A 20,877-nucleotide genomic window follows, 5' to 3' on the forward strand; every position below is an offset into this window, starting at 1 on the left:
AAGTTTCTTCGGTAACCGAACCTGAATCATGCGTTGTCTATTTAAATGTAAATCCTAGATTTGCTTGCTGTAGTTAGACAAGCTCATACTTTGATTTTAACTGTTCGAATGAAGCGTGCTCGGAGTTCAAAGCTGTCGTTGTTCGTCGATTATAAACAACCATTGGGGATAAATATCTTGCGCATTACAGTGTCACTCATATGAACATAACGTATCCATTTTTGTCGATTACGAGGTTCAAACCGTACATTCGGTGGACTTGCTTTCCTACACCAATGAATACTGTTTATTTATACAGCCCCAATGTGTACACTAGGAGCTATAAAAAACCAGTTGCCTATTAGTATTCTTATTCGGAGTGAATCTATGTCTTGTTCGGAAACATCTTGCTTATGTGGTGCTGTTTCAATTACAGCGAATAATATTGATCCTAAATTTACCGTCTGTCATTGCCAATCTTGCCGTACTTGGGGAGGCGCGCCATTCTTTGCGGTTAAATGCGGAACACAAGTAACGATACTTGGTGAAGAACATGTAAAATTGTTCGAGTCTTCTTCTTGGGCTGCTCGCGGTTTTTGTACCGAATGCGGTACCCACTTGTTTTACAAGTTCAAGGAAACCGGTGAATACAATATGCCTGTGGGGCTTTTTTCGACTTTAGAAGGACTCGTGATGGATATGCAGTATTTTAGTGATATGAGGCCTAGCTACTATTGTTTTAGTAACGAAACCAAAGAGATGACCACAGAGGAAATCATGGCCTATTTCGCAGACAAGATTTAATTCGATAGATGCCCCGTTGATCTACAACCACAGTAGTCATACACATTTGTACCTCCGGGGCTAAAAGTACAAGTCCACCGTATCAGGGTTTGTTGAGTGAGAAAAACGTTAATAGTTTTGACACTTTGAACTGACTCGAAAAGTGGTAACAATACCCTGCTCTAGCGTTTTTGATCCATCAAAGCCACCATAAGGCCAGAGGCTATAAACGTGGCACCCGCACCGAAGTTCAAACCGAATACTACTTTAGGTTTTTCTACTAACCAATTAGACAACCTTGTCGCGAAAACACCCATCAAGCTAAATCCAAATGCTGTAAGAATCGCAAACCAGGCGCCGTAGCCAATCATTTGATGCGTGACTGACCCCAGATTCTGATCCACAAACTGAGGAATAAATGCCAAAACAAATAGACCGGGTTTTGGATTCAAAGCGGCAGATAAAAAACCAGTCGAGAAAATAACCTTCAACGATTGCGGTTTGCTGTTATTTAATGAAATCAAGTTTCGAGACCGAATAGCGCGAATGCCCAACCAGATAAGGTATCCCGCACCAACTATCTTAACTAAGTAAAATGCAAATTCTGATGTTTGTATAAGCAGTGTTAACCCAAAGGTTGCAGCAAATACATGAAACAGAATTCCAAAACCAGATGAAAGGCCAGATACTACAGCAGCACTCTTTCCTTGGCTTAATCCTCGACTAATTGCCAACAGGTTATCAGGCCCTGGAGACACTACCAATAGAATGCAAGCCATCGTAAAGCCAATAAACACTTCTAGCGGAAACATAAAACCTCCCTATTTCATACTCCAGAGACTAAAGAGCGAGCTTCATTATATGCTGTGGGCCTGCGGAACCTCCATGATAGAGCTCTTGAGTATCAAGAAACCCACCGTTTTCATAACATTTTTTTGCCGCCGGGTTCTTGCAATTGACGGTCAAAAATACCGAGCCTGCCTTTGGAAAGTTGAGCTTGATGTAATCAGATAGTTCCAAAACGGTACGTGTCCCTATACCTCTGCCTTGTTGAGACTGATCGACTAAAAAGCCTCTAACACCAATGGCTCCTGCATCAGCAAATGGGTAATCCTCATCGTAGCCAGTATCGAGTAAAAACACCCCCACCATTTCAGCACCTGAATATATTCCATGAGCAGTAACGGATTGGTTTAACAACGGTAATAGCTCTTCTGCAGTTCCGACGTACTGCAGTTGCGCGTCAGAAACCTGGAGGTTTTTGACTTTTTCATAGTCCATTACTTGTACTGGTTTGATTTCAATCATGATTATCCGTTCTCCATTGAATGATGTTTAATCTTATCGGAGATAACACCAAAGTAAACCCATTAGTGACAAGGTCACGCTGGAATATTAAATATATATTTGGGTAATCTTGAAGCAAACCGTAAGCTAGTCAGAACTATTGGAATAACAATTTTTAGTTATAGTGCATAAGTTCGACCAGCTGCGTTTATGAAGATAATGAATGATGCACTAGCCTTACTGACTCTCTAAGCTAATCTTGCCGGGCTGCTTTTCACGGATATGTTTAAGAGCGTCAGCTGGCATTTGAACATGTGCGAACCAAAATGGCTTGTGTTTATCAACAAACGCACTGCTTCTATCTAAGTTATCAAACATAGAATAGGCTTGCCCCTGCGCTAGAGCTTGCCCGTATTCACTTCGCTCTAAGATAGGCCTTTCTTCAATGTCATCTAGTAGAGCATTCTTTAGATGGATGGTACTGGCTGACCACTCTATTTCTTCGACAATCTTACGAGTCAGATCTTTTTCAAGCGTTACCAGCAGCTTAGGAAGAATATTCATGTTCGGCTTTACTTCCGCACACGCATAGTACTCATTGCGAAAGTTATTCTCACGATAGAACCGCATCTTCTCGATTAACGCGTCTTCAAACAGCTGGGGAAATTGATTAACAATAGCAAAGTGACAAATAGTTCTGAGCACACCAAGGAGGATCCCCTGCTCTGGGTTCTTCACGTTGGCTTCTTGAAGACGAATTCGGGTAACGTTCGCAGTCAATATCATGTGTTGCCATAATTTTGGTGCAATGGTTTTGGTTAACGGGTTGTGCCAACGTAAAATAGGTTTCACCATTAGTATCGGAAACAGAACTTTGCAATTGTCCATACCCAAAGTACCAATAGCGATCTGGGGATCATTGATGTCACGCGCCATTTTACCAATGCGGGCACAAAACTTGGGATTGTTGACTAAAGCAATAAAGTTAGCCTTTAGCTGGTTGTCATTTGTCGTCAATACGTTCAATTTGCTAAAACTTAATGACGGTGAATATGCGACACTAGAGAAGTAAGAAAAATCAGGGAAACGGCCAAGTAACTTGATTGCTGGCTGCGAGAGCAGTGTTTCTCTGATCATGTCCTCTGCGGTTTGAGAGACTTCTGCAACTACATTGCTGAACACTTTTTGTCTATCTTCAGCTTCCTGCCTACGCTCTTGGACACGTTCACTTTCACACTCAAGCAGTAAACGCTGGTTATCCGTGATCCGTTCCTCTTCCTTCAATATCACGCTATCGCAAAACTCACTTTGACGGCTTAGTGTTGAATCGACATCTGATTGATCGAGGATATATTTCAGGCTCACCAGCCACTTAGCGTGACGCTCATAAGTAAGGTGGGAAATTTTTTGTGCCAGCGCGGTGGCTTCACTGTTGTATTTTCTATTGGTAACTAACAAGGCAGCACTTACAGTTTTTTAACCTATAACTAATTTAGCATATATTTTGTCGAGCAATTTATCAGTTTGCAACATGTATCCTTAGGTATTTTTCTGGCGTACGGTATTTAAATCGTAACCCTTTCTTTATCGTGGTCTTACCCACTTTACACAACCGATAGTCCCCCGTTGTCGTCACGGATGCGACTATTGCGTAATTATCGGTATGTTTTAACTCAACAAACACATCGCAGAAGCCCTTTAGATCGGAAGTCGCCAACTCTTTGAGCAACTTGTTCTTTAATTTCTTTGCGATGGGGTTGTGTGCAGCGTCGTCACTTGCGAGAACAAAGCTAGGCACGCTGGTTAACATAAGTATTGATAGAATAAGCTTCATAAAAAAACCTCCGATACAAAAGAGTATCAGAGGTCGAAGTTAGGATTTGATTTACAAGATTGAACTGGGAGCGCTACAAAGCACTACAGCAACTGATATGTTTCTCAGCCCTGTTTTTTCCGTCCCTTGCTTTTAAAGCCTTGATGAGGAAAAACGTTTCGAATTCTTTGCTGAACCTTTTTTGGTACCTGCTTAGAAAAAACCAACTTAGTTCCTGTGCGTTGCTGATACACCTTAAGCTCACCACTAAAAGGAGTATGCTCGGCGATATCGATGACATTGTGTTTGAAGGTCGGTGGAAAGTGCCCTTTTTCTTTACTTATCTTGCCATCAACGAATGCGACTTTTAAAACTGGTCTGTCTACAACAACCAACCAAAAGACAAGAATTGCAGCAATTAGGATTACATAAAGCATGGCAGCTCCTTAATCGAGTAATTTAGATAAATCTTCTTTCAGACTGCTGACCGTTTTACTCGCTTTTTCACTGCGAGAGGCCTCAGATAGCAAATACTCAATCGCATCAGAAAGCGTACATCCCAACTCATTCGCCCGATATGAGAGCTTTTCCCAAACCCGGTAGTCTAAATCGATCGACTTTTTCTTAGTATGAATTTGTTCAGCGTTGAAGTGTCGCTTTCGCTTAGCTCGAATGGCTTGCTTGAGCTTATTGTCAAGCTCCGGAGACATATGTGTCTCGATCCATTCTAGCACCTGAGTCGGCTCGTGCTCGATTCGACGCAACTCATCAACGGCAGCATCGGCTTCACTTGAATCTATGTGGCAGGTTATCTTCTCACCGGCTTTCCATTTGTTTATTAGATAATTCCATTTCCAACCACATTCTAAGTTTTCAAGCTGTTGATATTTCATGAGTAAGCAAAATCCGTTAACGTTCTAGGTGACAGCGTAACCCTAACTACTCTTAGTTACAATCCCTATTGTAATCGAAAAGAGATCAAGATCATTAGATAAAATTATCGGTATCTCATTAAACGCTTTTTCTATATAATTTCGTCCATTTTGTTACTAATTCGAACCCTATAATGAATCAAGAAAGCTGGTGTTCCGTTACGCCTCAGTACTCGCAATTCGATGAACTTCTGCAGCAATTTGACCAGATTAAACTGGCCCATTTCCTCGATGTTCAACCTAGACTCCAGCAAACACTTGCCACTTTTGCCCAATTAAAAGGCTTTTCGAAAGCACTGGTTATCAAGTCGATAGATAATTCATTTTATCGACAATTGATCAAGCGTGCTCTTGAAGAACAACTGAACGTATCGCATGTAAAAATGACCGAGTCATTGGCTGCAGACAAACTGTTCGGCTCTTATATCGCTAATGAATCAGGCCAAATCACAACCATGCACGAAGGCCTTCTCCACCAAGCTAATGGTGGTTACTTGATCATTCCTGCTAACTTAATTTTAGCGAACCCTGCGAGTTGGCAAGCTTTAAAAGCCATTCTTCTAGGGCAACCAAGTCAGCCAGTCAACGCCAATCCTAATCGTATTGCTCTTGATATTCCCAGTTATACATTTGACGTAAAGTTATTGATCGTCGGGGACCGCCATCAGATTTCTGAATTTGAATACTTAGAAGAAGAACTCTACAACGGACTTGCCCTATATACTGAAATTGAAAACGAAATCGCCTTCAACCCATCAACGGCTGATACCCTTTTAGGCTTTATAGCATGGATCGTAAAAGAGTATGAATTGCCGACGCCAAGTTTTGATGCTCTGCATCGTATACTGATTGCCGGCGCTCGATACACAGAAGATCAGGATTACATGCCCATTGAACTGCTGTGGTATTTAGCTCTTCTCCAAGAAGCCGCATTGACCTCAAACGGTAAAACAGTCCATGCCTCAGACATAGATACTGCCGTAGACAATAAATACAACCGAGAAGCTTATCTTCCTGAAAGAGCGCTCGCTGATATCACCGATGGGCAAGTTATTATAGAGACTCAGGGGGAATGCATTGGCCAGGTAAACGGCTTAACCGTTATTGATGTTCCTGGACACCCTATGTCTTATGGCGAACCAGCTCGAATCTCTTGTGTTATCCACTTTGGAGATGGTGATATCTCCGATGTAGAGCGTAAAGCAGAGCTTGGTGGTAACTTACACGCTAAAGGCATGATGATCATGCAGGCTTTCGTTAGCAGCGCACTTCAACTAGATGAACCATTACCCTATTCTGCATCCGTGGTGTTCGAGCAATCATACAGCGAAGTAGATGGCGACAGTGCGACCCTCGCAGAACTTTGCTCTTTCGTCAGTGCATTATCTGAGTTTCCGATCAACCAGCAAATTGCGGTTACTGGAGCAGTCGACCAGTTTGGCCGTGTGCAAGCCGTTGGCGGTTTGAATGAGAAAATTGAAGGCTTCTTCCACGTGTGTAAACATCAAGGCTTAACAGGACACCAAGGGGTAATTTTACCAAAGTCGAACCTTAAACACCTCGCCCTTCATCAAGATGTTGTCGACAGTATAAAAGAAGATCGCTTTCATATCTGGTCAGTCGCAACCGTCGATGAAGCAATACCTCTCATTATGGGTAAACCCTTCCGAGGTGACGATGAAGACAGCGTAATTAACAAGATTGCCGAAAGAATAGAAAATTTCGAAAAACATGAGCATCCGCCGGGAATTGTGGAACGCATCAAAAACTGGTTCAGATAATGTAAATATTCATTAGAATCAGACTGGTTGGAGTTGTTTAGCGTACACGTGTTCACTAAGATGCGGCTATCAAATATTGGAGTCATTGATAATGCAAAACAAACGTGAATCATACAATCGTGAAGATCTTCTAGCATCAAGCCAAGGTGAACTATTTGGTGAGGGATACCCTCAGCTACCTGCACCTAACATGCTAATGATGGACCGTATCACCAAAATGTCGGAAACCGAAGGTGATTTTGGTAAAGGTCTAATCCTTGCTGAGTTGGATATTACTCCGGATCTATGGTTCTTCGATTGTCACTTCCCTGGTGACCCAGTAATGCCAGGCTGTCTAGGTCTAGATGCTATGTGGCAACTTGTAGGCTTCTACCTTGGTTGGATCGGCGGTAAAGGCAAAGGACGTGCGCTAGGTGTTGGCGAAGTTAAGTTTACAGGTCAAATCCTTCCAACAGCGAAAAAAGTTACTTATGAAATCCACATGAAACGTGTTGTAAACCGCAAGCTAGTTATGGGCCTTGCGGATGGTCGCGTTCTCGTTGATGGCAAAGAAATTTATGTTGCTAAAGACCTTAAAGTAGGTCTTTTCCAAGATACATCAGCGTTTTAATCTGATAGCAAATTTAGCGACTCACTTGAGTCGCTTTTTTATCACCAGCTATTTTAGTTATAGTGCATTAAAATAAGTAAAACCGAAACTAGCGCGTAATATTTACCTTTTATATTCTCCAGACAAGCAAAAGCCCCTTTCGGGGCTTAATTCCTCTACTGTATGTGGAAATGAAGTCGTTATTTGTAGAGACCAGATTGTTTATCTTCTCTGGCATCGCGCCAACCACCAAGCCAATAGGATCGAGCATCCATCTGCTGGTACGGACAAGCGTCCATAGAACGGCCATTTAGGCCCGCTTTATAACCTTGAGATTGCGCTCTTTCCATGCGGTCACGCTTTTGTCTCTTCATAGTGTCGTCCTCATACAAAAAAGTGTTTCTAACGTACTACTATTAAACTAATGTGGAGCTTTTGTGACTCCACAATTAAGAATCGATCAAATTGCGTCCATTCTCAAGGTATAAAAAAAGCACAGATCCAAAAATGTGAACCTGTGCCCTAGTTTAAAATTTCACCTATTTTCTACGGAACCCAATGAAACCTAATAGTGTCAGAGCGATAATGCCAAAACCGGCACCATTTCGTTCAACTTTAGATGTTTCTTGAGGTCGAGCGGAAATGTTCGACTCATCTGTACCATTAATTGGTACCAACTTCACTGCAACTAATTTAGCCCCTGCAGAACAGCTTGCATCAATTGCAGCACTGTCAAAACCACCAGCACAATAATAAGCCGTACCTGAGATCACACTTGCATCGTTGATGTCTGTTGCATCGATAACACGGTAGTCATTGTTGCTTGCTAAGCCGTTAGACCCGTAGGTGAGATCATCTAAATAGCGCGATGAGCCTCCTATTGGAGCCTTTGAGCTTCCAAATAGTGACGCAATAAACGCCGCTTTCGCTCGAGGTTTACCGCTGTTTGTTTCCTGATGCTTCTCACGATCGACTTGGCCAACGACTTCATCGTGGTTGTTGATTGCGCCCGCTTTCGCATTCGCACTGGTAAAGAACACCCCACCGCTTACCCAAGATGCGCTAGGATTATTGGTCACATCTCTAACGTAGAACAATCTGTCGTTGATCGAGCCATCATTACCCGTTCGATACTTGGCAGTACCAATCGCAACACCTTGATCGTTAACAGAAGTCAAAAGCGAGTTTAGAAAGTTGTCTTCATAGTCTGATTTGCCGCCAGGGTATACGAGCGTGGGGGTAATATCACTCAAATCTGATAAATTAAATACGGCAGCAACTGGCAGCTCATCACTGTCAGAGTTGTAACCTACCGCATAATCCGTTCCGTTAATGTTGGCAAGATCGCGCGCGCTACCTTGAGGCATGCTGCGGCCAGTTTCACTAGCGCCAGACCAGCCGATGGTATGTTGTGTATTGCCATCCCACACGGTCGCTTTGGAGGTATAGTCGGTACCGTATCGAGTAGATTTAGTCGAGACAGAACCAACCGTTAAATTACCCAGTTGAGCAAAGGCTTGGCTACGATCGCCTCCGGCAAACGCGTTGTCCGTGCTGCTTTCAAAACCACGAGTACGCTCACTTAAGCTCTCTTGGTAACTACCGACAACCTCACCACTATCGTTAAAGTTATTTATAACGACATTGTTAGTCGAACTACCTACTTTGTTCGTTTCAACGTAGGCGCTTGAGTTTTCAATATCACCGCCTTCTTCACGCGCATATCCTTGACTATATTGGCGACTTGCCCAAGTGTCACAAAGGCTATCAGCGTAATCAAGGTAACGTCTACAGTAACTATCAAAACCATCTCGGTCGTCTTCGAGGTACTCGAAACCATTCTCAATTAAAAATGGCGCTTCAAGGCGGTATTCAAAGCCTTGCTGGAAACGCTGCTCTTCAAAAGCGATCTTATGATCAGCGTCGTGAGTGACCGCACAATCATCCGTTCCCCAGCAATCAACATTTGACTGTTGAATCGCCGAGCCCCAAGTTTCACTGTTTGAGTCAACAGGATCATAGGCGTAAACGTTGTAAATCGCCGCGCCTGCGTTAAAAGATGCAGCAACAGTGGCTGCAATCATCGAAATCTTTAAAATCTTACTACTCATTGGGGGTTAACTTTCCTGTTGCATTGCTTCAAGCTCTTCCCAGCGTTCAAAAGCAATTTCTAGTTCCTGCTCAGTGGCAGTCAGCTTATCTAAAATCGGTTGAGTTTGCTCTACTGGCTTAGAGAAAAATTCCGGATTGTTAACTTGCATCTGCAAATCTTCAATCTCGGCTTCTAGCTGCTCTAGTTTGGCCGGTAGACCTTCTAATTCTCTCTGCAGTTTATAAGATAATTTCTTTGGCTTATTCTTAGCAGGAGCCGTTTTGGGAGTTTCCTCAACCTGTTTGTCTTTTTTCGCTGGTTTTTCCATCGCACGAGAGCCATGAGCCTGAGCTCTTTGCTGCTGTGCATCATGATAACCACCAACGAATTCCTCTATCAAACCATTACCTTCAAAAATCCAGCTTGATGTCACCGTATTGTCTACAAACTGACGATCATGGCTTACAAGAAGTAATGTACCCTGATAGTTGGCAAGCAAATCTTCTAAAAGTTCCAACGTTTCGATATCTAAATCGTTAGTTGGTTCATCAAGCACCAATAAATTATTTGGTCGTAAGAAAATACGTGCAAGCAATAAACGGTTCTTTTCACCACCAGAAAGCGCTTTAACCGGGGTACGGGCACGCTTTGGCGCAAAGAGGAAATCCTGCAAATAGCTCAAAGCATGGCGCTGGCGACCACCTACCATCACCTCTTGTTTCCCATCCGCTAAGTTGTCGATTACCGACTTTTCAGGATCGAGCACTTCACGGTACTGGTCAAAATAAGCAACCTCTAACTTAGTACCGCAATGAAGGCGACCGCTTTGCGGTTTAAGATCTTCGAGCAGCAACTTAAGCAGCGTACTTTTTCCGCACCCGTTCGGTCCGATCAGTGCGATGCGATCGCCGCGCATAATATTAAACGAGAAATCTTTGACGATTGTTTTGCCTTCAATATCGTAGTTAATATTCTCAGCTTCAAATACGATTTTACCGGAGCGTGACGCATCGTCGATCTGAATATTGGCTTTGCCTTGAACCTCTCGACGATCTGACCGTTCTTCACGTAGCTTTTTCAGCGCGCGCACACGCCCTTCATTACGCGTTCGGCGTGCTTTAATACCCTGACGAATCCATACTTCTTCTTGAGCAAGCTTCTTGTCAAACTCAGCGTTCTGCATCTCTTCAACACGTAGCATCTCTTCTTTTTCGACCAAGTAATTGTCATAGTTACCAGGGAAAGAAGCGAGCTTACCTCGATCAAGATCAACAATACGCGTTGCCATCGATTTAATGAACGCTCGGTCGTGAGAAATGAAAATGATCGAACCACGGAAGTCTTTAAGGAAGGTTTCCAGCCACTCAATCGTCGTGACATCGAGGTGGTTGGTCGGTTCATCAAGTAGAAGTACATCTGGGTCGCATACCAGTGCTCTAGCAAGTGCCGCTTTTCGCTGCCAACCACCGGATAAGTCGGTCAACTTTGTATGACCATCGAGTTTTAGCGCGGTTAGAACGTTTTTTATACGGTCTTCGAAACGCCATGCGCCTGAGTGTTCTAGTTGTTCTTGAATACGTGCTAATTTATTGATGTTCTGCTCTGATGGATCTGTCGCGATGAGATCGAGCTGATCTTGATAGATCTTAAGCTGGTCACCAACCTCAGCCAAACCACCAGCCACATAATCAAGCACCGTACCCTCTTGATTTCGCGGTGGGTCTTGCTCGAGGCGGGACACGACAACATCTTGAGTCACAGTCAACTTGCCATCATCTAATAGCACATCACCCGCTAACACCTTCATCAGCGTCGACTTGCCCGCACCATTTCGGCCAACTAAACAGACCCGTTCGTTTTCCTGTAATGCGAAATCCGCATGATCCAATAAAGGGTGATCACCGTAAGCCAGCAATCCATTATTTATGGTGAGTAATGCCATTATCTTCTAACCAATTGTATAGTTCTTGTAAATCGAAGGGCCAATTCAGCTCTTTTCCATTATTATTAAGCACAGGTATGGTGACGCCGTAACGAGAAAACAGCTCGTCATCAAAAGCAATATCTATGATGTCTACTTGATTGGCTACCCCAGCCTGCTGGCATAGCTCATAAGCCATCTCACATAGATGGCACCCTTCTGTACTGTATAGCGTTATCACGGCTCAGCTTAGTCCTTGTGAGTCACAATCCAACAGTTATGGATGTGTTTGTTACGTGAAAAATCAAGCGGTAACGTCTGTGTAGAGATATTTTTTGCTACAAGCCCTAGTGACGCTAATGCATCAAGATCCATTTTGAAATGACGTTTATTGTTTGAGAACACGATTGTACCGCCTGCGCGTAACATACGTTTCAAATTGGTCATTAGCTGAATATGGTCTCGCTGTACGTCAAAAGACTGCTCCATACGCTTGGAGTTGGAGAATGTCGGTGGATCAATAAAAATCAGATCAAACTGAGCCGTCGACGACTCTAGCCATTGAAGGCAATCTGCATGTTCATAACGATGCTGTCGGCCCACCTGACCATTGAGTTGCATGTTCTCTTTCGCCCACTCTAAGTAGGTTTTGGACATATCTACCGTCGTCGTGGATTTGGCACCACCACACGCGGCGTGAACCGTAGCTGACCCCGTGTAGGCAAACAGATTTAAGAAATCTTTGCCTTGAGCCATTTCACCTAATTTACGTCGCGTGATCTTGTGGTCTAAGAACAAACCAGTGTCTAGGTAGTCATGTAAGTTCACGATCAACTTAACGCCGTACTCGTTAACGTGCATGGTGTCAGACTCTTGAGACAGCTTCTGATACTGCGAACTGCCTTTCTGCTTTTGGCGAACCTTGAGGACCACTTTGTTGGCATCTGTCCCAGTAACTTGTATCGCTGCTCTGATGATATCAGTTAAACGACGCTTAGCTTTCTCTTCCGGGATGTTCTTAGGCGCAGCGTATTCTTGTATTACGAGGTGATCGAGATAAACATCAATCGCGACATTGTATTCAGGAAGGTCAGCATCATAGATGCGGTAGCAATCTAGCTGCTCTTTACGCGCCCACTTTCCAATCTTGCCGATATTCTTTTTCAGACGGTTAGAGAAATCAGGAGCAATGACCGAACTAGTGACGTTGTCACCTTGGGCGTCGGCGCTTCTCTCAGAAATAGAATAGTTTTTTTGGTGACACGGTAACGCGCCATTATTCAATTTAAACTGTTTGTCTGCGCGCATACGTAGACAGCTTAGTAACTCATCAGAACTAGAGAAAATAGACGCTTGGCTGCCACCAAACTCTGCTTTTAACTGAGCACCGAAGGCCGTATATAAGGCAATTAAACCTGGATGCGTCCCCAATCGCTCACCGTAAGGCGGGTTAGAAACAATCACGCCTTTTTCAAACCCTTCTGGACGCGTAATTTTGGCAGCGTCGCCTTCATTAAACTCAATCAGTGATTCGACACCTGCTCGGCGCGCATTGTCACGTGCAGTTTTCAGCACTCGGGCGTCGTTATCGAAGCCATAAAACTTAGCGTCAACTTTCTTGACACCACGTCGAGCCTGAACGGATGCCTCAGATTTAATCTCTGCCCACAACTCTGAATCAAAGTCTTCTAACGCCTCAAAGCCCCACTTTGGTCGGTTAACGCCTGGTGCCATGTTGGCCGCCATCATTGCAGCTTCAATCAGAAGCGTGCCAGAGCCGCACATAGGGTCTAGCATTGACTTAGACTCATCCCAACCGCTTCGAGTAATAATGGCCGCCGCGAGTGTTTCACGTAACGGTGCTCTACCGGACTCTGGGCGATAGCCGCGCTGGTGCAGGCCACCACCGACCATATCAATACCTAATAACGCTTTGTCTTTATGGAGACGAACGTGGATACGAAGATCTGCACGATCTTTACTGATCGATGGGCGTGGGAGGTTTTTCTTCTCGTAACAATCCACTACGGCATCTTTTACCTTCATCGCACCATATTGGCTATTACGAATTTCGCGGTTTGTGCCATTAAAGTCGACAACAAACTTCTTCGAACTATGGAAGTGATTGACCCAGTTAACTGAAGACGTCGCTAAGTAGAGATCCATGTCATCATTACATGTGAACTCTGATAATACGCGAACAAAGCGTGAAGCGAGTCGGCTCCACAAACAACAGCGATAAATTTGCTCGTTTGAAGCCTTAAAACGCACGCCAGCCTGAACTGGTTTCGCGTCTGAAATTCCAAGCTTTGTTAATTCTTCAACTAACAGGTTCTCCATACCATTAGAAGTAACCGCAAGATATTGATGCATAGTGAACTTTTTATTCTTTAGAAAATGACCCCTCATTATACCTGACACTCCACCAATTTTCTTAGTCCAAATGAAAATCAAAGTATGGTTCAAACACTGTATGGCTACTTCTTGCACAATTTTTCATTTTGTTACTGAGTTTCAAGCTCGCATGTCGAAACCAATTCTTTAGTCGAATTTATTGCCACAAAGCAGAAGTGAATACTTATTTACATTCATTTTGGTCTATACCAGCAACGCAAATATGCGTAATTTAGTTACAGGATTGGGTGAAATGGGGAATTTAATGGGGTTTAATTCCTCTCAGATGGGAATAACGGGAAAAACAAAATGAAAATTTTTGTGTGGAAACTGAACAGTTCTCACAGATGAAACATTAGAAAAGCGATAAATGTGGGCAGGTAATGTGCGAATTTCAGGCAAAAAAAATCGGCCTTACGACCGATGGGAAATTAAAAAGGAACGAAAATTAGCCAACCAAAGCAATCGGTTGAACTTGGAACTGGTGGTTACAAGGCTGCATTCTGTCGTGCATGACCTTGATTGCTTGGCCAAAAGCGAGAGATTTAGCCGAATTGAGTTGGAACTCTTCTAGCGAGACAGAGGCACACAAGCTCGCGCACTCCCCGACTTCAAGTACGATAAACGTTCCTGAAGTGCCAGAGGCGTCTAACTGCACAAAATCACCCTCTTCAACGGTGAAATTGCCATCAGATAGCGAGTCAAAGAACCAACTTTTTGGTTGTACAGGTTTATGGAATCGCTTGGCGGCAACACAATACAATGCCAGCTCAGCCTGTCTGGCTTCTACCAAACCTAAGTGAGCAATCTGCTCTTTGTATGTTTGGTAAGCAGACGCATCATCAACGGAAAATTCATTGATACCTATTGCACAATCAACAATCAATTTGCGAGGAAGATTGGTCTTAAATAGCATACCATCACCCAGATCGAGCATTAGGTGCCCTTCTGAGTCATCGTAAAACCAAGTCCACTTGTCACTGGGTTTAAGCATCATTCCAATCTCTTAATGTTGTGAATTTAGGTAAAACGCTTAATTACCTTTCCTAGCAATATTTCGAATTCTATAAGCAGATAAAATAAAAAAAAGAGGAAATGATTTCTCATTTCCTCTCGATATAGCGACAAATTTTGAGTGACTTATTAATGTGACATTGTCACTCTAAGCGATACCTAAGCTCATGTGCTCTATAGGTTTTTAACGATGTCTTTGACGAGACCAGGCCCGTGATAGATGAATCCTGAGTAAACTTGGACCAGTTTAGCCCCGGCCATCATTTTCTCTTTTGCAGCAACGTAAGAGTCTACACCACCAACACCAATCACTGGGATCTGGTCGTTGAGTTCTTCATGAAGTCTGCGAACAACTTCTGTACTGCGAGACTGTACAGGGCGACCACTTAAGCCCCCTGCTTCATTTGCGTGTTTCATCCCTTCAACGATAGAGCGATCCAAGGTTGTGTTGGTTGCAATCACGGCATCGATGTTATTCTTTAGCAACGATTCGCAGATCTGTTTGATCTCATCGTCACTAAGATCCGGAGCGATCTTTAATGCAAGCGGTACATATTTATCGTGCTTTTCAGCCAATTCCGCTTGCTTTTCTTTAAGCTCAGACAGCAGATCATCAAGTGCTTCACCGTATTGAAGCGAACGTAATCCTGGCGTATTCGGGGACGAGATATTCACCGCAATGTATCCGGCGTACTCATATACCTTTTCCATACAGATCAGATAGTCTTCTGCCCCATTTTCGATTGGCGTATCTTTGTTTTTACCAATGTTGATACCAAGAACACAATCGTATTTCGCTTTCTTAACGTTTTCGACTAGGTTATCTACACCCAGGTTATTGAATCCCATCCGATTGATGATCCCTTCGGCTTCGACTAGACGGAACAGCCTTGGCTTATCATTGCCCGCCTGAGGACGAGGCGTCACTGTTCCAACCTCAACAAACCCAAAACCCATGGCATCGAATGCTTCAATGCACTCACCATTTTTGTCTAAGCCTGCTGCCAACCCTACTGGGTTACGGAATGTTAAACCCATACATTCTACAGGACGGTGTGGTAGTTGCTGGCGGTATAGAAGATCGACTGGAGTGCCGGTGAAACGTTTGAAGTTCTGAATTGCTAAATCATGTGCCTTTTCGGCATCAAGTTGGAAAAAGCCAGATCTGGCTAGACGGTAAAGCATTGTGCCTCCGAAAGAAAAAAGCCCCGTGTAAACGGGGCTGTATTATTAAGGGTTTTACCGAATAATTCAATCAATTATCGCAAACGTTTACTCGTTTGCCGAACAATTCAGGTTCAACAGCATTAACTCTCGAAGTGCGACAGAGAATTTCGCGAATTCGTGAACCGAACCAACTTTAAACTCGTTGAGGATGTTTTCCCAACGGTGTAAGGACGTTTCGTTGTTCGCGATCCAATCTTCTAGCGCTTTCATCACGTCGAGATCTTCAGGAGCACAACTGCAACTCAGAACTTGGCTGGTTAATTGGCGTTGTTGCCAATCTAGATCTTCACGGAACGCCGCTCTAGCGAGTGCTTGCCAATGGTTGTCGACAGCTTGAGTATTGATCTGTTTTAAGAACCAATGTAGCGACAAACGATCGCCTAGGTTGTAGTACAGCTTCGCACTTTGCTCGACTGACTTACCTTTTTCTCGAGCAACTGTGGATATATCCAGTACTGAGTATAGGCTCGACAGACGAGATACATAACTCGCTAATTCAGCACTGATACCCTGCTCAATCCAAGCTTTAGCCATCTCATTGTGCTCTTCCACTTCTGAAGGAACCAGCATTTCATCTAGGTTCGCTTTGATCGTTTCCACGTCAGCTTGGTACAAGTCGATCAAGTTGTTCACACATTGACGGCCATTGCGATTACGCAACAACCAACGAGAGAGTCGACGCAACGTTCGGCGAACGTAGAACATCATGTCATATTGGGCTTGAGTCGTCGCATCATTATCAAGAGAACGCAGCTCTTCAAACACTTTGCCCAGACCAAAAATCTCACGCGATGCAACGTAAGCATTGGCGATATCAACAACATGAGCCCCCGTTTCCTCTTGAAGGCGAGTAACGAAGTTACAGCCCATCTCATTCACCATTTGATTGGCAAGTGCTGTGGCGATGATTTCAGCTCTTAGCGGATGACTATCCATTTGTGCTGAGTAGTTACGGCGTAACTCAGTTGGGAAGTACTGTACTAACTGCTGAGCATGGAATGAGTCGTTAGCAATATCATCATGGACTAACTCTTCTTTCAGCACCATTTTGCCATAAGCGACAAGCACAGAAAGCTCTGGTCGCGTTAACGCCATGCCCTGCTTTTCACGCTCTAACAAGGTTTCATCATCAGGAATGTATTCGAGTGCTCGGTCCAAATGACCCGCTTTCTCCATGGTATGAATAAAACGGATCTGCTCTTTGACTAAAGATGTGCCCTGTTGTTCAGTAACAGAAATCGACTCTGATTGACAGTACGCGTCATCGAGAACAATCTCGCCGACCTCATCTTCCATCGATTCAAGGATCTGGTTACGTTGCTTGACGGTAAGGTCACCGTTAGCCACTAGTCCATTCAAAAAGATCTTGATGTTAACTTCATTATCTGAACAATCTACACCACCAACGTTATCAACAAAGTCGGTATTTACGCGGCCCCCAGTCAATGCGTATTCAATACGCCCTAACTGCGTCATGCCGAGGTTACCACCTTCGCCGACCACTTTCGCACGTAGTTCGCCACCATCGATACGTAACACATCATTCGCTCGATCACCTACATCTGTATGGGTCTCACTGGACGCTTTAACGTAAGTACCGATACCACCATTCCATAGAAGATCAACTTCCATTTTTAGGATCAGTTTAATCAGATCATTAGGTGCTGCTGTGGCCTTTTTAGTACCAAGCATCTTTTGAATTTCAGGCGTTAACGTGATTGATTTTGCGCGTCTTGAGAAGATGCCACCACCTTTCGAAATCAGCTCGGCATTGTAATCTTCCCAGCTTGAACGAGGTAGATTGAACAAACGGTTACGCTCTTCCCAACCTGAAGCGGAATCAGGGTTTGGATCGATGAAGATATGCATGTGGTTAAAGGCAGCTTGTAAACGAATGTGCTTAGACAGCAGCATACCGTTACCAAAAACGTCACCAGCCATGTCACCCACACCAATCGCGGTAAAATCGGTTGTTTGACAGTTGATACCCATTTCACGGAAGTGACGTTTAACCGACTCCCAGCCACCTTTCGCCGTAATCCCCATGGCTTTATGGTCGTAGCCGTTAGAACCACCGGATGCAAAGGCATCCCCAAGCCAGAAGTTGTATTCATCAGAGACTGAGTTGGCTAAATCTGAGAAAGTAGCGGTTCCTTTATCCGCCGCGACAACCAAATATGGGTCATCTTCATCATGACGAACAACACTCTTCGGAGGGATTACTTCTCCTTCAATGATGTTGTCTGAAACATCTAATAGCGCACGGATGAATCGTTTGTAGCAACGTTGGCCTTCAGCAAAAATTTCGTCACGGCCACTGAACTGGTGTTGACGCTTACAAACAAAACCACCTTTTGCGCCCACAGGGACGATAACGGTGTTCTTCACTTGTTGCGCTTTAACCAAGCCCAAGATCTCGGTACGGAAATCTTCTTGACGATCCGACCAGCGTAAACCACCACGAGCTACTTTACCGCCACGCAAGTGGACACCTTCGATATCTGGTGCATAAACAAAGATTTCAAACGCAGGAACCGGCTGCGGAATCTCAGGGATTTCGCTTGGTTTCATTTTCAGCGATAACCAAGGTTTAGGCTGTTTGTCTTCGTCTAACTGATAGAAGTTAGTGCGAAGCGTTGCCGTGATCATTTCAACATAGCGACGAATGATACGATCGTCATCTAAGCTCTCAACATGATCGAGTTGTTCGGTAATTTTCTTCGTAAGATCAGCTTGGCCTTTTTGACTGCCTTTGAATTTTGGATCAAAACGCTTGGTGAACAAGCCAACCAAGTCTTTCGCTAGATCTGGATAGTGACTTAGTGTTTCTTCGATGTACTGTTGACTGAATGGGAAGCCAACCTGACGCATATAGCGAGCATAGGCGCGAAGAATAGAAATCTCACGACCCGATAACGATGCACCTAGAACTAAACGGTTGAATCCATCACTTTCTAAATCGCCTGCCCAAATTGCGGCAAATGCTTGCTGGAATCGATCACGAGCTTCACGAAGATCAACGGTTTTGTCACTCTTATGAAGCATTGAGAAATCAAGGATCCAGTAGACTTGACCATTGGCTTTACGAACTTCATATGGTGACTCACCGATCACGCGCAAACCTAGGTTTTCCAACATCGGCATTACGTCAGAGAGGTGAATAGGTTCATCGCGATGGTAAAGCTTCAAACGAACCGCTTTTGAGTCTGAGCCAAGCTCTTGAGGACGATAGAACAACATGCCAAGCTTGTTGTCATCACTCAGTGCTTCAAGCCTTTCGATATCGGCAACTGCCGAGCCTGGCATTACATCTTCTTTGTATGAACGAGGGAAAGCGCGATTGTATTCTTTTGATAGCGGTAAACCTTTGCTTTCACCGAAGTTCGCCACGATCGCATCGGATAGTCGATCGTCCCAAGTTGAAGATGCTTCCATTAAGTTCTGCTCGATCGTTTTGACATTGATATCTGAGTTGTTGTTGTCGACACGCACTATATAGTGGGTTCTTGCCAACGGACTTTCCGAGAAATAAGTCGTAAACTCAACTTCTTCATCACAGCCGAAATACTGCTTTAGAATACGCTGTGTTTGACGACGAAGTTCGGTGTTGTAGCGGTCTTTAGTAACATAAACCATACAGCTAAAGAATCGGCCAAACGGGTCTTTACGCACAAACAAACGAAGCAGATCACGGTCTTGCATCTGAACGACGCCCATACCCACTTCAAGCAACTCTTCTTCTTTTGCTTGAAGAAGTTCATCGCGAGGATAATTTTCTAAAATGTTATGCAGAGCTTTAAACGAGTAAGAACCTTCTCGATAACCACTGGCATCAAGAATTCGTTCTACTTTTTCTCGAATTAGGGGGATGCTTTCTACGCTTTGGTTGTACACTGCTGACGTGTATAAGCCTGTGAAACGGTGCTCACCGATTACCTTGCCATTTTCATCAAACTTTTTAATGCCGATGTAATCGGTATATGCAGGCCGGTGAATTCGAGACGGCGTATTGCCTTTGGTCATGATAAGTAAGAACGGCTTTTTCGCTTCTAGTCGTGCGGAGTCTGGGAAATCAGACAATTTAACACTGCGCACTCGATCGCGATTGGCAAACAAGCCTAAACCTTTATCTGGTGTTGGGCGCAACTCAGTATCGCCATCTACCGACACTAAGTCATATTCTTTGTAGCCCATGAAGGTAAAGTTATGTTTACCCAGCCAGCGCAAGAAATTAATGGTCTCATCATAGCGGTCGCGCTCAACTTCCACCTGACCTTGTTGAGCTTCTACTTGATTGGTTACTTCTTCCAGTTTCTCAACCATTAGTAACCAATCTTGAACCACTAAGCTAGTATCTTTGAGAATGCTTAGAAGCTCTTCTTTTAAGGACGTCATCGCTTCTTTAGCACTTAAACGGTCAACCTCGATATGGAAAAGGGATTGCAATGCCCCTTCGCCTTGGTTGATAGCCGTAATTTCACCTTGCGCATTTCTCTCCACTTGAGTCGGGCCATGTAACATCAAATGAGAGGCTAAATCCAAACGACTGAGTGCCATCTTAATCGAGTCAACCAAGAACGGGCTGTCTTGGACTACGATTTCAACAATAGTGTGTGTGGATTGCCAACCTTGACGGCTGACCGTTGGGTTGAAGACTCTAACCGAGACGTCATCTGCTTTCTTTTCGCTAATGTGGTGCCATAAGCTAACCACTGCGCCATAGAGATCAGATTCGTTTCGTTCGACTAAGTCGTCTTGAGAAATATTGCTAAATAAATGTTGAGCAAGTTGAGTGACTAAAGGTTGATGAGCAAGCTCGAGTTTGTCTTGAATCAGTTGATACACTTTTTCAAGCAGAACCGGCATCAGTGTTTCACGCGCGGTCATAATCACACTCCACTATTATAGAATTGTTTGTTTTTGTAGGGATGTTGTAAGCATAGTGCTTAACACGGGTAATGCCGCTTTATTGTAAAAGCTTTATTGATAAATAGTTAATTCTTTTAGGAGTGGTAGGAGGTGAAATGTTTGAGAATGTGATTAAGGTTCTATTTAAACTTCTAAG

Annotated in this window: 17 protein-coding genes; 3 read left to right on the forward strand and 14 right to left on the reverse strand. The window is 43.9% G+C overall.

Annotated elements, in window-relative coordinates:
• Positions 1-366 precede the first annotated feature (366 nt).
• On the forward strand, positions 367-783 hold the full coding sequence (locus RH45_RS13790; protein WP_008078125.1) for a GFA family protein: 417 nt from the start codon (positions 367-369) through the stop codon (positions 781-783).
• A 161-nt stretch (positions 784-944) separates the two neighbouring features.
• Here RH45_RS13790 and RH45_RS13795 read toward each other — a convergent pair whose 3' ends face one another.
• The 6 genes from RH45_RS13795 to matP all read right to left on the reverse strand — a co-directional run bounded on the left by RH45_RS13795 (position 945) and on the right by matP (position 4,755).
• Positions 945-1,574 (reverse strand): LysE family translocator, encoded by a 630-nt coding sequence (locus RH45_RS13795; RefSeq protein ID WP_008078126.1) that lies wholly within the window; start codon positions 1,572-1,574, stop codon positions 945-947.
• A gap of 28 nt (positions 1,575-1,602) precedes the next feature.
• Positions 1,603-2,070: a GNAT family N-acetyltransferase gene (locus tag RH45_RS13800; protein WP_008078127.1), complete on the reverse strand. Its 468-nt coding sequence runs from the start codon at positions 2,068-2,070 to the stop codon at positions 1,603-1,605.
• A gap of 216 nt (positions 2,071-2,286) precedes the next feature.
• On the reverse strand, positions 2,287-3,507 hold the full coding sequence (locus tag RH45_RS13805) for an HDOD domain-containing protein (RefSeq protein WP_008078134.1): 1,221 nt from the start codon (positions 3,505-3,507) through the stop codon (positions 2,287-2,289).
• Between the two features lie 61 nt (positions 3,508-3,568).
• On the reverse strand, positions 3,569-3,883 hold the full coding sequence (locus tag RH45_RS13810; protein ID WP_008078137.1) for a hypothetical protein: 315 nt from the start codon (positions 3,881-3,883) through the stop codon (positions 3,569-3,571).
• Between the two features lie 104 nt (positions 3,884-3,987).
• Positions 3,988-4,299 carry a DUF3634 family protein gene (locus RH45_RS13815; RefSeq protein ID WP_008078141.1) on the reverse strand — a complete coding sequence of 104 codons (312 nt, stop codon included), beginning with the start codon at positions 4,297-4,299 and terminating at the stop codon, positions 3,988-3,990.
• Positions 4,300-4,308: 9 nt separating this feature from the next.
• On the reverse strand, positions 4,309-4,755 hold the full coding sequence (matP, locus tag RH45_RS13820) for a macrodomain Ter protein MatP (RefSeq protein WP_008078144.1): 447 nt from the start codon (positions 4,753-4,755) through the stop codon (positions 4,309-4,311).
• A 173-nt stretch (positions 4,756-4,928) separates the two neighbouring features.
• Between matP and RH45_RS13825 the strand changes: the two genes are divergently transcribed.
• Positions 4,929-6,575: an AAA family ATPase gene (locus tag RH45_RS13825; RefSeq protein ID WP_008078146.1), complete on the forward strand. Its 1,647-nt coding sequence runs from the start codon at positions 4,929-4,931 to the stop codon at positions 6,573-6,575.
• Positions 6,576-6,666: 91 nt separating this feature from the next.
• On the forward strand, positions 6,667-7,185 hold the full coding sequence (gene fabA, locus RH45_RS13830; protein ID WP_008078148.1) for a bifunctional 3-hydroxydecanoyl-ACP dehydratase/trans-2-decenoyl-ACP isomerase: 519 nt from the start codon (positions 6,667-6,669) through the stop codon (positions 7,183-7,185).
• A 179-nt stretch (positions 7,186-7,364) separates the two neighbouring features.
• Here fabA and rmf read toward each other — a convergent pair whose 3' ends face one another.
• The 8 genes from rmf to RH45_RS13870 form a co-directional block, all read right to left on the reverse strand.
• Positions 7,365-7,538 carry a ribosome modulation factor gene (gene rmf, locus RH45_RS13835; protein WP_008078149.1) on the reverse strand — a complete coding sequence of 58 codons (174 nt, stop codon included), beginning with the start codon at positions 7,536-7,538 and terminating at the stop codon, positions 7,365-7,367.
• Positions 7,539-7,703: 165 nt separating this feature from the next.
• On the reverse strand, positions 7,704-9,275 hold the full coding sequence (locus tag RH45_RS13840) for a DUF3466 family protein (protein ID WP_008078155.1): 1,572 nt from the start codon (positions 9,273-9,275) through the stop codon (positions 7,704-7,706).
• Positions 9,276-9,281: 6 nt separating this feature from the next.
• A complete protein-coding gene (locus tag RH45_RS13845; RefSeq protein ID WP_008078156.1) occupies positions 9,282-11,198 on the reverse strand; it encodes an ABC transporter ATP-binding protein in 1,917 nt (638 codons plus the stop codon).
• Positions 11,176-11,418: a glutaredoxin family protein gene (locus tag RH45_RS13850; RefSeq protein ID WP_071986187.1), complete on the reverse strand. Its 243-nt coding sequence runs from the start codon at positions 11,416-11,418 to the stop codon at positions 11,176-11,178. The genes RH45_RS13845 and RH45_RS13850 overlap by 23 nt, the downstream gene beginning before the upstream one ends.
• An 8-nt stretch (positions 11,419-11,426) precedes the next feature.
• Complete coding sequence (gene rlmKL / locus RH45_RS13855; protein ID WP_008078160.1) at positions 11,427-13,550, reverse strand: bifunctional 23S rRNA (guanine(2069)-N(7))-methyltransferase RlmK/23S rRNA (guanine(2445)-N(2))-methyltransferase RlmL; 2,124 nt, start codon at positions 13,548-13,550, stop codon at positions 11,427-11,429.
• A gap of 469 nt (positions 13,551-14,019) precedes the next feature.
• Positions 14,020-14,565 (reverse strand): cell division protein ZapC domain-containing protein, encoded by a 546-nt coding sequence (locus RH45_RS13860; protein ID WP_039958671.1) that lies wholly within the window; start codon positions 14,563-14,565, stop codon positions 14,020-14,022.
• Positions 14,566-14,759: 194 nt separating this feature from the next.
• Entirely contained in the window at positions 14,760-15,770 is a 1,011-nt protein-coding gene (pyrD, locus tag RH45_RS13865; RefSeq protein WP_008078163.1) for a quinone-dependent dihydroorotate dehydrogenase, read from the reverse strand.
• Between the two features lie 87 nt (positions 15,771-15,857).
• On the reverse strand, positions 15,858-20,699 hold the full coding sequence (locus tag RH45_RS13870; protein ID WP_008078164.1) for an NAD-glutamate dehydrogenase: 4,842 nt from the start codon (positions 20,697-20,699) through the stop codon (positions 15,858-15,860).
• Positions 20,700-20,877: the final 178 nt, after the last annotated feature.

The organism is Vibrio sinaloensis DSM 21326, assembly GCF_000189275.1.
GTDB lineage: Bacteria > Pseudomonadota > Gammaproteobacteria > Enterobacterales > Vibrionaceae > Vibrio > Vibrio sinaloensis.

What these genes read in the sequence shown, in the direction of transcription:
- matP (WP_008078144.1), bottom strand. Translation starts at nt 4,755, where the DNA reads ATGAAATATCAACAGCTTGAAAACTTAGAATGTGGTTGGAAATGGAAT.
- RH45_RS13860 (WP_039958671.1), bottom strand. Translation starts at nt 14,565, where the DNA reads ATGCTTAAACCCAGTGACAAGTGGACTTGGTTTTACGATGACTCAGAA.
- fabA (WP_008078148.1), top strand. Translation starts at nt 6,667, where the DNA reads ATGCAAAACAAACGTGAATCATACAATCGTGAAGATCTTCTAGCATCA.
- RH45_RS13870 (WP_008078164.1), bottom strand. Translation starts at nt 20,699, where the DNA reads ATGACCGCGCGTGAAACACTGATGCCGGTTCTGCTTGAAAAAGTGTAT.
- RH45_RS13845 (WP_008078156.1), bottom strand. Translation starts at nt 11,198, where the DNA reads ATGGCATTACTCACCATAAATAATGGATTGCTGGCTTACGGTGATCAC.
- RH45_RS13795 (WP_008078126.1), bottom strand. Translation starts at nt 1,574, where the DNA reads ATGTTTCCGCTAGAAGTGTTTATTGGCTTTACGATGGCTTGCATTCTA.
- rmf (WP_008078149.1), bottom strand. Translation starts at nt 7,538, where the DNA reads ATGAAGAGACAAAAGCGTGACCGCATGGAAAGAGCGCAATCTCAAGGT.
- RH45_RS13825 (WP_008078146.1), top strand. Translation starts at nt 4,929, where the DNA reads ATGAATCAAGAAAGCTGGTGTTCCGTTACGCCTCAGTACTCGCAATTC.
- rlmKL (WP_008078160.1), bottom strand. Translation starts at nt 13,550, where the DNA reads ATGCATCAATATCTTGCGGTTACTTCTAATGGTATGGAGAACCTGTTA.
- RH45_RS13800 (WP_008078127.1), bottom strand. Translation starts at nt 2,070, where the DNA reads ATGATTGAAATCAAACCAGTACAAGTAATGGACTATGAAAAAGTCAAA.
- pyrD (WP_008078163.1), bottom strand. Translation starts at nt 15,770, where the DNA reads ATGCTTTACCGTCTAGCCAGATCTGGCTTTTTCCAACTTGATGCCGAA.
- RH45_RS13815 (WP_008078141.1), bottom strand. Translation starts at nt 4,299, where the DNA reads ATGCTTTATGTAATCCTAATTGCTGCAATTCTTGTCTTTTGGTTGGTT.
- RH45_RS13840 (WP_008078155.1), bottom strand. Translation starts at nt 9,275, where the DNA reads ATGAGTAGTAAGATTTTAAAGATTTCGATGATTGCAGCCACTGTTGCT.
- RH45_RS13790 (WP_008078125.1), top strand. Translation starts at nt 367, where the DNA reads ATGTCTTGTTCGGAAACATCTTGCTTATGTGGTGCTGTTTCAATTACA.
- RH45_RS13810 (WP_008078137.1), bottom strand. Translation starts at nt 3,883, where the DNA reads ATGAAGCTTATTCTATCAATACTTATGTTAACCAGCGTGCCTAGCTTT.